This is a genomic window from Pseudomonas sp. FW305-20, assembly GCF_058788075.1.
Genome location: NZ_JBYTAJ010000019.1, coordinates 36,579 through 48,236 on the forward strand (window position 1 = coordinate 36,579; position 11,658 = coordinate 48,236).

Genomic DNA, 11,658 nt, shown 5'->3' on the forward strand with positions numbered 1-11,658 from the left:
CAGGCTCGCTCCCACATTGGATTTAGGGTGTTCTTATTGTTTGAGGCACTGGCCTGAACGGGCCTGGCACAGGGCAAACAACCATCGACGCAACCGCGCTAATTTCAGTTCCATACCAGCAGCTCCGCAGGGGTGGGGTTGTAGGCGTTGCACGGGTTGTTCAATTGCGGGCAATTGGAGATCAGCACGATCACGTCCATCTCGGCCCGCAGGTCGACGTATTTGCCCGGCGCCGAAATGCCGTCTTCAAACGTCAGCCCGCCATCCGCCGTGACCGGCACGTTCATGAAGAAGTTGATGTTCGGTCCGATGTCGCCCTTGCCCAATCGCCCGTCGTGGATGCAGGCCCGCAGGTAGTTGTCGCGGCAGCTGTGCATGTAGCGTTTCTCCAACGCATAACGCACGGTGTTGCTCTCTTGCGCGCAAGCGCCGCCGAGGGTGTCGTGACGGCCGCAGGTGTCGGCGACGATGGTCAGCATCGGTTTGCCGAGGTTGGAATAGAGCACGCTGCCGGTGCTCAGGTAGACGCTGTTCTGTCGGCGCAAGGTGCGTTGCACGTCGTAGCGCTCCTTTGGATTGGCGACGCTGTAGAACAACGTGTCGACCGCCTGGTTACCTTCCAGGTCGAGGATGCGCAAGGTCTGGCCGGCCTTGACCTCCATCAGCCATGGTTCCCCGGCGGGGATGGTGGCGCGGTAGATCGCGGTTTCGGGAAGCTGTTGAGCAGTAGCGATTGCGAGTGACATGGCAGCGATCCTCAGGCGAACAGACGGTCGGTGTTGATGAAGCCGCGCTCGTTTTCCGGGCGCGAGGTGCGGCAGTGTTCGGCGACGCTGGCGTCAGCGTTCATCCAGCTGAGTTTCAGCGGTTTCGGCGCGTACTCAGGCGAAGGGTCCATCGGATGTTGCAGCGCGGTGAGCACCACCAGCGTGTCCATCGGCGCATACAACTCGATGTAGTCGCCGGCCCTGGAATGGCCTTCGACGAAGTGGAAATGTCCGGCCTCATCGACATTCACGCGACTGAACAGGTTGAGGGTCATCAGCAAATCGGACAGGCCCAGCCCCCACTTGCCCAATTCCACCAACAGGTTGTCGGTGCCGTTGCGGAAGAAGCCGTTGCGCAGTTCCTGATAGCGCCCCGCGCCGTATTTTTCCGCGACCTCTTCAGCGCAGAGCACACCGCCGAGGCTGTCGCTCCAGCCGCAGGTGTCAGCGGTAATGGCAGCCAGCACGCGGCCCATGTCCGAGTACAGGCAATGGCCGGTGGTGAGCTTGGCGGTGTGTTGGCATTTGAGGCTGTCGGGCAGGTTCAGGCGTTCGGTTTTTTCGTTGGCGTTGAGCAGTGTCAGGCTGACGTTGGCACCGCCACGCAGGTCGGTCAGGCGCAGCAGTTGGCCGCGTTTCAGGACGAAGGAGCGATGGCCGCCGCCGGGGAGCATTTCTTCGGCGAAGGGCGGGAACAGTTGGGTCGAATCAGTCATATGAAAAGTCCTCTTAAGCGGTACGAAGCGTGCCTGCCAGATCAGCCGGCAAGGCGTCGACGGCGGCGCGATGGGCGCGGCGGTCGCTGTTCAAAGGGATGTCGTAAGTGATGCGCGCGCCATAGGCGCCGGGGGCGTGCGGGTCGACGCGGACTTTGTCGAACACCAACAGGCGAGTGCCGAGGCTGAAGCCTTCGGACAGGTCGTGGGTGACCATGAACACCGTCAGTTGCGTCTCGCGCCACAGCTCCAGCAGCAGGCCGTGCATGTCCTTGCGGATGCCCGGATCGAGGGCACCGAACGGTTCGTCGAGCAGCAACACCCGAGGTTTCATGATCAGCGCCTGGGCAATCGCCAGTCGTTGTTGCATGCCGCCGGAGAGTTGTGCCGGGTACTTGTCCAGCGAATGGCCGAGGCCGACTTTGTGCAGCAGCACTGAGGCTTGTTCGCGAGCGTCTTTTTTAGCGCTGCCGAACAACCGCCCGAGCAGCGGCGAGCGCGGCAGTTCGAGGCCCAGGGCGACGTTGTCCAGCACCGTTAAATGCGGGAACACCGAGTAGCGCTGGAACACCACGCCACGACTGGCATCTGGCTCGCCGGCCAAGGCCTGGCCATCCAACAAAATCTCGCCGCGACTGGCGCGTTCCTGGCCCAGCAATAGCCGCAGGAAGGTCGACTTGCCGCAACCCGACGCACCGACCAAGGTGCAGAACTCGCCCTCGTTGACGTTCAGGTTCAGCCCTTCGAGCACCACCTGATCGGCGTATTGCTGCCAGACATTTTTCACTGTGATGAAGCTCATGCGCGGGCCCCCTCATACCAAGGGAACGCCCGTTGGGTCAGGCGTTTCAGGCCCCAATCCATCAGCCAGGCGAGCAGGGTGATCCACACCACGTAGGGCAAAATCACATCCATCGCCAAGTAGCGGCGCACCAGGAAAATCCGATAGCCGAGGCCGTCGGTGGAGGCGATGGCTTCGGCGGCGATCAGGAACAACCACGCCGAGCCAAGCATCAGTCGCAGCGAGATCAACAAGCGTGGCAACAGTTGCGGCAGCACCACGCGCAGCATCAGCGTCCAGGTCGAAGCGCCGAGGGTCTGGGCCTTGATCAGCAGCTCGACGGGAATTTCCCGGGCGCGTTGCTCCAGATCACGGGCCAGGCACGGGGTGATGCCGATCACGATCAGCATCACTTTCGACAACTCCCCCAAGCCGAACACGATGAACAGAATCGGCAGAATCGCCAGCGGCGGCACCATCGACAGCACTGTCAGTAACGGCGACAACGGCGCGCCAAACAGTGGCAGCGTACCGGCGGCGATGCCCAGGCACAGCCCGGCCAGCGCGCTGATGCCAAGGCCGATGGCCAGGCGCCGCAGGCTGGAGGCGGTGTCTTGCCAAAGTAAATAGTCGCCAGTGCGGGAGTCGGCGGTGAACGCCAGGCGTTTCACCGCGTCGGTCATTTGCACGGCGCTCGGCAGCAGCTTGTCATTGGGGTTGTCCGTCAGCCGCTCAGCCGAGCCCATGAAGTAGGCGAACAGCACCAGGGCGAACGGCAGGATCACCAACAGCAGGCGACTCGGGCGATCCGGGTGGCGATTGATCAGGCGCATGGCCAGGTCCTCCTGATTACAGCTTCGCGTCGGCGGCCATCTGCACGTAGGTCGGGTCGAAGCGCAGCTTGAGGTTGGTCTTGTCGCCGCTGGTCACGCCGTTGGCGAAGGCCATGCCGACTGCGCTGGTGTCCTTGGCGCCTTCACCGAGCAAGCCGTGCTGGAACGAAAACTCGGCGACTTTGCGCATGGTTTCCGGCAATTGCTTGCTGGTGGTGAACGCCAGGGCTTCTTTGGGGGTGGCGAACAGTTTGGTGGTGTCCAGTTGCGACTGGAAGCCGGCCAGATCGGTGCCCGAGGCTTTGGCCATGTGTTCGAGGGCGGCTTTGCTGGCGGCGTTTTTCGCGTTCATCAACTCGACCACTTCGAACCAGGCGCCGGTCAGGGCTTTGCCCAGGGCCGGGTTGTCTTTGAGGGTGGCGCTGTTGACCACCATCATGTCCATGATTTCGCCGGGGATCTGACTGGAGTTGAACACTTCGGTCACCGCAGGCTTGGCCTTGATGTCCGAAAGCATCGGGTTCCAGGTGGTGACGGCGTTGACCTGATCGGTGTTGAAGGCCGCCGAGATGTCGGCGTCGGAGGTGTTGACCACTTTCAGGTCTTTCTCGGTGAGATCAACCGAATCCAGCGCCCGGGCCAGCAGGTAGTGGGAAACCGAGAGTTCCACCAGATTGACGTCCATACCTTTGAGGTCGGTGACTTTCTTGCCGTCACCCTTGAGCACAATGCCGTCGTTGCCGTTGGAGAAATCGCTGACGATCAGCGCGGTGCTGTCGACGCCGCCGGCCGCCGGAATGGTCAGCGCGTCCATGTTGGTCATGGTGCAGCCATCGAACTGGCCGGCGGTGTATTGGTTGATGGATTCGACGTAGTCATTGAGCTGCACCACATCGATCGTGATGCCGTACTTTTTCGCCCATTTGTCGACGATGCCTTGGCTGCCCGCATATTCCCACGGCATCCAACCGGCGTAGATGGTCCAGCAGACGCTGAAGTGGTCTTTCTGTGCGGCCTGGGACGAGACGCTCACGAAGGCTGCGAAAGCAGCGGCGAGCAGGGCGGGTAAACGAAGCTTGAGCATGGGTGGTTCTCCAGTTGATCAAGGGCGGGCAGGAGTCAACGCGGCACCGTGAACGGTGGCTTGTCTCCCGGGCTTTTATCCCGCCGTGTAACCTCAACTGGAGGTCGCCAACTCTCGGACCAGCCACTCGCCTTAGCGAGCCGGAACCCTAGTCAGCCATTGCAAATTGTGGTGCTGCGAACCTGTGATGACTCCTGCACGTCTTTGTTAAAGCGAGAGCCGTGCCAACTCCGCTCGAGCGCTCTAGCGTGGGCGTTTACGCAATTGGCGCGCTCGCAAGAGGTGGCGGCGTTGCCTTGTGATGGTGCATGGGTGCACCGCAATGGATCGGGCCGGCCGCTGATCTGAAGGTCCAGGCGGTTCGGCACTCGGCGCAGCGTTGCCAGTCAAAACAGGTGTCAGCCGGCGTGTTCCGGCTGTGGTCTTTCAGGAGGCCGCCATGTTTCGTCGACTGTTGTTCGGTGTTGTACTCGGTCTGGGATTGTCCGGCTGCTACTACTACTCCGGGGGCTACGATGTGTATTCCGCGCCTTATTACTATCCCGGCTATTCGCCCTATCCCTACTATTACGGCCCGCGCCACTACCACGGCCCGCGCTTTTATGGTGGCTATCGTTACTACTATTGGGGTGGGCATTCGCCACGTCATTACCGAGGTGGATATCGTGGTGGCCACCATTAATCAGCGGATGAATGGATGAAAAACCTTTCATCGGTGACTTGTTTCAATCTGTTTCGCGAACGCACCAGATTTGCAAAACGATGTCTGATCTTTCGACAGTCACCGAATAATTGACTGTCGCCTGCCAGCGTCGCTGGTGTGGCTCACTCGCGGTCCAGGAGGCCGCCATGTATCTGCGAATTCTTCTGATTGCTGTATTGGGATTGTCTCTTGGTGCATGCGTGCCCTATTCCGATGGAGGAGCCAGCTATTACCGTTCCGAGGTCTATACCTCGCCAGCCTATTATTCCGGTGGCGGGCCTTACTACTCAGGTGGCGGCGGTTACTACACGCAACCTCGCCGGTACTACGCACCGCCAGCGCGGTATTACCAGCCAACGCCGCGGTATTACCATCAGCCGCGGGTTTATCAACCGGCACCACGCTATTACCAGTCGTCGCCACGAGCCGATTACCGGGCTCATCAGAATCGCGGCTGGGATGGCCATAACCGTGGCGGTTGGGATGGCCGCAACCGCGGTGGACGGAGCAACGACTATCGCGGACATGGCGGACGCGACAACCGTGGTGGACGAGGCGACCACAACAGTCGCGGCGAGCACAATGGACGAGGCGGCCACCGTTAAACACTCATAAAAAAGCGGCGCACAAAGCGCCGCTTTTTTATGCCCGGATTTCAGTATTCCTACAGATCGGCCAGAGGATGCCGGCCTTCCCAGGCCTTGTGGAAATGCGCTTCTACCACTGCATCCGGCAGGGTATTGATGTCTGGCCAGTGCCAATGGGGTTTTTGATCCTTGTCGATCAACCGTGCGCGCACCCCTTCGCTGAACTCAGGATGACGGCAGCAGTTGAGGCTCATGGTGTATTCCATCTGAAAGACCTGCGCCAGCGACATGTGCCGGGCGCGGGCGATCTGCTCCCACACCAGATGCGCGGTCAGGGGTGAGCCTTCGCTCATGGTTTTCGCGGCACGGCTGAGCAGCAGATCGGTGCAGTCCCGCAACTGGCTGATGGCCTTCCAGGCGCAGCGCACGTCACTGACATCCAGCAGCTCATCGATCTGTTGGCGACGTGGCAGCCACTGGGCTTCGGGCATCTGCGCGAGGGCTTCCTGCTGCAAGGCCTTGAGCAGGCTGTTCAGCTGCATTGGCGTCTGTTCCTGCCAATTCAACTGCAGCAGGCCTTCCATCAGATCTTCCTGTTGTTCATCGAGCAGAAAACGGTCGGCCAGGTCGAGATCGATCGCATCGCGACCGTTCATATGGGCGCCGGTCAGGCCGAGAAACAACCCGAGCTTGCCGGGCAGCCGCGACAGGAACCAGCTGGCCCCGACATCCGGGTACAAACCGATACTGATCTCCGGCATCGCCATGCGGGTGCTCGGCGTGACAATCCGGATGCCCGCCCCTTGCAACAGCCCCATGCCGCCGCCGAGCACATAGCCATGCCCCCAGCAGATCAGCGGTTTAGGATAGGTGTGCAGATTGAAGTCCAGGCGATATTCCGCCGCAAAGAAAAGCGCGGCCAGCGGCGGCACCTCGCCGGGATGGGCACGACAGGCTTCCACCAGGCTGCGGACTTCGCCGCCGGCGCAAAAGGCTTTGGTACCTTTGCCGCGCAGTACGACGCAGACGATTTGTGGCTCTTTGGCCCAGACGTCCAGTTGATCGCGCAAGGCGTTGATCATCGGCAAGGACAAGGCATTCAGGGACTTTTCGGCATCCAGGCTGGCGACTCCGATGCGTGCGCCGTCGGTGCCAGTGAGTTCTTCGAAGTGCAGATTCATCGTGACCTCGATCAGGAATTTGAGCGTTCAGTATGATCGTTATGTAGGAAAGTGCCGGATCTGCGTCAGATCAATTGACAAGCGTGATGGGCTTTCCTAGGGTTCGCCCCATTGTTTTTGCCGGATGTAACCATGACTGCTGACGACCGTATCAAACTCGAACCGAGCTGGAAGGAGGCACTGCGTGCCGAATTCGACCAGCCCTACATGGCAGAGTTGCGCAATTTCCTGCAAGAGGAGCGCGCGGCAGGCAAGGAAATCTACCCGCCAGGACCGATGATTTTCAATGCGCTCAATTCGACGCCGCTGGATAAAGTCAAAGTCGTCATCCTTGGCCAGGACCCGTACCACGGTCCGGGGCAGGCCCACGGCTTGTGCTTTTCGGTGCAACCAGGCGTACCGGCGCCGCCGTCGCTGGTGAACATCTATAAAGAGTTGAAACGCGATCTGAACATCGACATCCCGACCCACGGTTGCCTGCAAAGCTGGGCTGACCAGGGCGTGCTGATGATCAATACCACCATGACCGTGGAGCGCGCCAACGCCAACGCGCACAAGGACAAGGGCTGGCAGTTTTTCACCGATCGGATCATCGAAGTGGTCAGTGAACATCAGCCGCATCTGGTGTTTATGCTGTGGGGCGCCCATGCCCAGAGCAAGCAGAAACTGATCGATGCCACCAAGCACCTGGTGCTGACGTCGGTGCATCCGTCACCGCTGTCCGCCTATCGTGGCTTCCTTGGATGCGGGCACTTCAGTCGAACCAATAAATATCTTGAGCAGAATGGCGAGACGCCGATCGAATGGCGGTTACCACCGGTCGCGTAATGATCGTTCCCACGCTCTGCGTGGGAATACAGCCCGGAACGCTCTGCGTCCCATCCAAAGCCGAACGCGGAGCGTCCGTTGAGGCATTCCCACGCGGAGCGTGGGAACGATCAGGTTAGGGGGCGTCGGGCACCCGATTCCAATACTTGAACAACGGCTCCGCCAGAAACAACACAAACAACAGCCGCATCACCTGCATCGCCGTCACCAACGGCACCGACAACTGCAATGTCTCTGCCGTCAGGCTCATCTCCGCAATCCCGCCGGGCATCATGCCTAACGTCAGCGAACGCAAATCCAGATGCGTCAGCGCACTCAACCCCAATGCTGCCAGCGTGGCGATCAACATGCTCAGCCCCGTGCCAATCAAGGTCCGCCCCATAAACGACGGCGCACGCCGGAAAAACTGCCGATTGAAGTGACATCCCAACCCGCTGCCAATCAGCCATTGGCCGATCTGGCTGCCGCCGTTGGGCAAGCCGATGTGCAGGTCCCAGCCGATACTTACCGCTGCACTCACCAGCAACGGCCCGAACAGCCACGGATTGGGTTGACGCAGACGCTCCCAGAGCCAGGCGGCGAGGGCGCCCGCCGGGAACAGAAGCGCCAGCCAGCGCCAGTCAACGGAAGTGGCATGGGACAGCGGGGCACCGTCACCCAGCCAATACTTGAACGCCGCCGGCACACACAGCACCACCACCAACACCCGCAGACTTTGCCCCGCCGCCACACGACTGAGCACCGCGCCGTTACGCGCGCCGAGGTTGACCATCTCCCCGGAGCCGCCGGGCATGCTGGAAAAGAACGCGGTGGCGCGATCTTCACCGGTACGCCGCATCAACCAGACCCCGACCACCGCCGAGAGGCTGGTGACCAAAGCACCGAAGAAGATCAGGCCGAAGTGGCTCAGGACCTGCTCCATCACCACCGGGGTGAAATGCAGGCCTATGCCGATGCCGACAATCCACTGGCCGCACTTGCGGCCGCCAGGGATTTCCGCCAATTGCCAGGGTGTCAGGCAACGCACCAGGATGATCGCCAGCAACGAGCCGACCATCCATGGCAATGGCCAGCCGATCTGGCTGGCCAGGTAACCGCCCAGCAGACCGACCAGCGGGGTTCCCCACCAGGCTTTGAAGGGTGTTCGATCAGACATCGGCGATAACGCGCCGGGCGACCGAACGTTTGCGCCAGATTCGCAGGATCGGCATGAACAGCATGATTGCGGTCAGTACCCAGACACCGAAGGTGATCGGGCTCGACCAAAGGATTTCCAATGCACCATTGGAGATCGACAGGGCGCGACGCAGGTTCTGCTCCATCAGGCCGCCAAGGATGAAACCCAACAGAACCGGCGACAATGGGAAGTCCAGCTTGCGCAGGATGTAACCGAAGATGCCGATGCCGATCATCAGGAACAGGTCGAAGGTAGTGGCATGCACCGCGTAGACGCCGATCCCGGTGATGATCGCAATCACGGGCACCAGCGCCCAGTTCGGCACGGCCAGGATGCGCGTGAAGATGCGGATCATCGGGATGTTGAGGATCACCAGCATGATGTTGGCGACGAACAACGAAGCGATCAGGCCCCAGACAATGTCCGGTTGCTGTTGGAACAACAGCGGGCCCGGGGTGATGTTGTACAGCGACAGCGCGCCGATCATCACCGCCGTGGTACCGGAACCCGGAACGCCGAGCGTCAACATCGGCACCAGGGCACCGCAGGCTGCGCCGCCGATGGCGGTTTCCGGCGCCGCGAGGCCACGCATGTCGCCTTGGCCGAAGGTGCCATTGGCGCCGGCGATACGTTTTTCGGTCATGTAGGCCACAGCGCTGGCCAACGTGGCGCCGGCACCCGGCAACACGCCCATGATGAAACCGAGCAGACCGCAACGGATGTTCACCAAGAAGACAGCCGAGGCTTCCTTGAAGTTGAACATCATCCGGCCGGTCGCTTTCACCGCTTCCTGGCCGCGATGGGTTTTTTCCAGCAGCAGAAGGATTTCACTGATGGAGAACAAGCCGAGAACCAGCACAACGAACTGAATGCCGTCGGTCAAGTGGATGTTGTCCCCGGTGAAACGGTACACGCCGCTGTTGGCATCGATCCCGACAGTCGACAAAAACAAACCGATCAGCGCGGCGATAAAAGTCTTCAGTGGTCGATCGCCGGCCATGCCACCAAGACAGACAATCGCGAACACCATCAGCACGAAATACTCTGCCGGTCCAAAGGCAATCGCCCATTTCGCCAGCAGCGGGGCGAACAGCACCATGCCGCAAGTGGCGATGAACGCACCGATGAACGAACTCCACGCCGACAGCGACAACGCTACACCGGCCAGACCCTTGCGGGCCATCGGGTAACCGTCGAGGGTGGTCATGACGGTGGACGCTTCGCCTGGAATGTTCAGCAGGATCGAACTGATCCGGCCGCCGTATTCGCAACCCAGGTACACCGCCGCCAGCAGGATCAGCGCCGATTCCGGCGGCAGACCGAGGGCGAACGCAATCGGAATCAGCAACGCCACGCCGTTGATCGGGCCCAGGCCTGGCAACAGCCCGACGACGGTGCCGATCAGGGTGCCGCACAGAGCGGTCACCAGGTTGTACGGGCTCAGCGCGACGCCGAAACCCTGACCCAAATAGCCAAGAGTATCCATATCAGTTCTCCAGAACGTCGAGCACGCCCAGTGGCAGTGGCACGTCCATCACTTTGTCGAACAGCAGATAAAGACCGATAGCCATCAGGCTGATGATCACCGTGCTGGGTAGCCAGCGGCCGCCATACAGGCGTGCCATGGGGATTCCAATCAGAATGCTGGCGACGATGAAACCGAGGGGTTCGAAGGCCCCGGCAAACACCAGCAACAGCAGTACGCAGATGCCGATCTTGATCAGGGTTTCACGGTCCAGTTTCGGGTCATCGTCACTGTGCACAATCGGTGTCGGACGAAAAACCATGTACAGCAAACCAAGGCCCATCAGGCCGAGCATCAATAGCGGGAAGGCTCGCGGCCCCACCGGTTCGTAGGAAAAAGACGCTTGATACGGCCACGCCATCAGCGCCAGGCCAACACAGACCAGCAACAGCGCTGAAGCAAAAATGCGTTGTAAGAGCATGGGAAACTCCTGTGCCGCGGCCCTCCAGAACGGGGGCCGCAGCCGCTAGACAGAGGCGATCACTGAATCAGGCCGAACTCTTTGGCCAGCACTTTGTAGTCCGCAACCTGCTTCTTCACGTAGGTGTCCAGCTCCGGGCCGGTCATGGCGAACGGGAACAGTTCACGCTGATCGCGCAACGTGGCGAACTCCTCGGAAGCCAGCAGCTTGTCGAACGCGTCTTTCCACCAGGCGTAGTCTTCATCGCTGACCTTTGGCCCGAGGTAGAAGCCGCGAACCACTGGCCAGACGATGTCGTAGCCTTGCTCTTTGGCGGTCGGAATGTCTTTCATTTCCGGCTCGTCCAGACGCTTCTCGGAGAACACGGCCAGCAGGCGCATGTCACCGCTCTGGATGTGCGGCATGGAGTCGGAGATGTCGGTGCTGCCGACCTGGATGTGGCCGCCGAGCAGGGCAGTGGCGATTTCACCGCCGCCTTCGAGGGCGACGTAACGCAGGTCGCGCGGGTTGATCCCGGCTGCCTTGGCGATCAGGGCGGTTTGCATCCAGTCCTGGCTGCCGACGGTGCCGCCGGAGCCGATCACCACTTTGCTCGGATCTTTCTTCAATGCCTGAACCAGATCGTCCAGGGTCTTGTAAGGCGAATCGCTTTTCACCGCGATGGCGCCATAGCTTGTTCCAACGGCCGCCAGCCAGCGCACGGCGTTTTCATCAAAACGGCCGAATTTGCCTTGGGCCAGGTTCAGCAGCGAACCGCTGGACCACGCCACCAGCGTGCCGGCATCGGCTGGACGCTGGGCGACCACCGCGTTGTACGCTACCGCGCCGACACCGCCGGGCATGTAGGTCACGCGCATCGGTTTGGTCAGCAGTTTCTGATTCACCAGCGCGCTTTGCGCCAGTTTGCAGGTCAGGTCGAAACCGCCGCCTGGCGAGGCCGGGGCGATGCATTCCGGGCGTTTGGGTTCGGCGAGCAATTGGCCGGCGAACAGCAGGGCGCTGGCGGTGAGAGCAACTTTACGCAGTGACAGGTTCATTCAAGTCTCCTTGGAGTT

13 protein-coding genes and 1 riboswitch are annotated in these 11,658 nt (G+C 60.8%); of the genes, 3 read left to right on the top strand and 10 right to left on the bottom strand.

Annotated features, from left to right (window positions below; translation table 11 throughout):
* Positions 1–104: 104 nt before the first annotated feature.
* The 5 genes from AC3WP4_RS17440 to AC3WP4_RS17460 are packed head-to-tail and all read right to left on the bottom strand — an operon-like array spanning position 105 to position 4,181.
* On the bottom strand, positions 105–746 hold the full coding sequence (locus AC3WP4_RS17440; RefSeq protein WP_074874259.1) for an urea amidolyase associated protein UAAP2: 642 nt from the start codon (positions 744–746) through the stop codon (positions 105–107).
* An 11-nt stretch (positions 747–757) separates the two neighbouring features.
* A complete protein-coding gene (locus AC3WP4_RS17445; RefSeq protein ID WP_074874260.1) occupies positions 758–1,483 on the bottom strand; it encodes an urea amidolyase associated protein UAAP1 in 726 nt (241 codons plus the stop codon).
* Positions 1,484–1,496: 13 nt separating this feature from the next.
* The gene (locus tag AC3WP4_RS17450; RefSeq protein ID WP_102615521.1) at positions 1,497–2,285 is read right to left on the bottom strand and encodes an ABC transporter ATP-binding protein; all 789 of its coding nucleotides are present in this window, start codon (positions 2,283–2,285) and stop codon (positions 1,497–1,499) included.
* A complete protein-coding gene (locus AC3WP4_RS17455) occupies positions 2,282–3,097 on the bottom strand; it encodes an ABC transporter permease (RefSeq protein WP_074874262.1) in 816 nt (271 codons plus the stop codon). Before AC3WP4_RS17455 ends, AC3WP4_RS17450 begins: the two co-directional genes overlap by 4 nt.
* A 16-nt stretch (positions 3,098–3,113) precedes the next feature.
* A complete protein-coding gene (locus AC3WP4_RS17460) occupies positions 3,114–4,181 on the bottom strand; it encodes a putative urea ABC transporter substrate-binding protein (protein WP_074874263.1) in 1,068 nt (355 codons plus the stop codon).
* Between the two features lie 62 nt (positions 4,182–4,243).
* A riboswitch (guanidine-I (ykkC/yxkD leader) is annotated at positions 4,244–4,344 on the bottom strand.
* Positions 4,345–4,620: 276 nt separating this feature from the next.
* Here AC3WP4_RS17460 and AC3WP4_RS17465 point away from each other — a divergent pair.
* Both AC3WP4_RS17465 and AC3WP4_RS17470 read left to right on the top strand, forming a co-directional pair.
* Positions 4,621–4,863 (top strand): hypothetical protein, encoded by a 243-nt coding sequence (locus AC3WP4_RS17465; RefSeq protein WP_074874264.1) that lies wholly within the window; start codon positions 4,621–4,623, stop codon positions 4,861–4,863.
* A gap of 167 nt (positions 4,864–5,030) precedes the next feature.
* Positions 5,031–5,489, top strand: a complete 459-nt coding sequence (locus AC3WP4_RS17470) for a hypothetical protein (protein WP_074874265.1) — start codon at positions 5,031–5,033, stop codon at positions 5,487–5,489.
* 59 nt (positions 5,490–5,548) lie between these two features.
* On the opposite strand, the gene dspII is transcribed toward AC3WP4_RS17470, so the two are convergent.
* Entirely contained in the window at positions 5,549–6,652 is a 1,104-nt protein-coding gene (dspII, locus tag AC3WP4_RS17475) for an enoyl-CoA hydratase/isomerase DspII (RefSeq protein WP_102615522.1), read from the bottom strand.
* Between the two features lie 132 nt (positions 6,653–6,784).
* On the opposite strand from dspII, the gene ung reads away from it, so the two are divergent.
* Positions 6,785–7,480, top strand: a complete 696-nt coding sequence (gene ung / locus AC3WP4_RS17480) for a uracil-DNA glycosylase (RefSeq protein ID WP_074874267.1) — start codon at positions 6,785–6,787, stop codon at positions 7,478–7,480.
* A gap of 115 nt (positions 7,481–7,595) precedes the next feature.
* On the opposite strand, the gene AC3WP4_RS17485 is transcribed toward ung, so the two are convergent.
* From AC3WP4_RS17485 to AC3WP4_RS17500, 4 genes are read right to left on the bottom strand one after another with little or no spacing between them, the layout of a single operon-like run.
* On the bottom strand, positions 7,596–8,636 hold the full coding sequence (locus AC3WP4_RS17485) for an AbrB family transcriptional regulator (protein ID WP_102615523.1): 1,041 nt from the start codon (positions 8,634–8,636) through the stop codon (positions 7,596–7,598).
* On the bottom strand, positions 8,629–10,143 hold the full coding sequence (locus AC3WP4_RS17490) for a tripartite tricarboxylate transporter permease (protein WP_074874269.1): 1,515 nt from the start codon (positions 10,141–10,143) through the stop codon (positions 8,629–8,631). Before AC3WP4_RS17490 ends, AC3WP4_RS17485 begins: the two co-directional genes overlap by 8 nt.
* 1 nt (position 10,144) lies before the next feature.
* Positions 10,145–10,603 carry a tripartite tricarboxylate transporter TctB family protein gene (locus AC3WP4_RS17495; protein WP_074874270.1) on the bottom strand — a complete coding sequence of 153 codons (459 nt, stop codon included), beginning with the start codon at positions 10,601–10,603 and terminating at the stop codon, positions 10,145–10,147.
* Between the two features lie 59 nt (positions 10,604–10,662).
* Positions 10,663–11,640 carry a Bug family tripartite tricarboxylate transporter substrate binding protein gene (locus tag AC3WP4_RS17500; protein WP_074874271.1) on the bottom strand — a complete coding sequence of 326 codons (978 nt, stop codon included), beginning with the start codon at positions 11,638–11,640 and terminating at the stop codon, positions 10,663–10,665.
* Between the last annotated feature and the right edge of the window lie 18 nt (positions 11,641–11,658).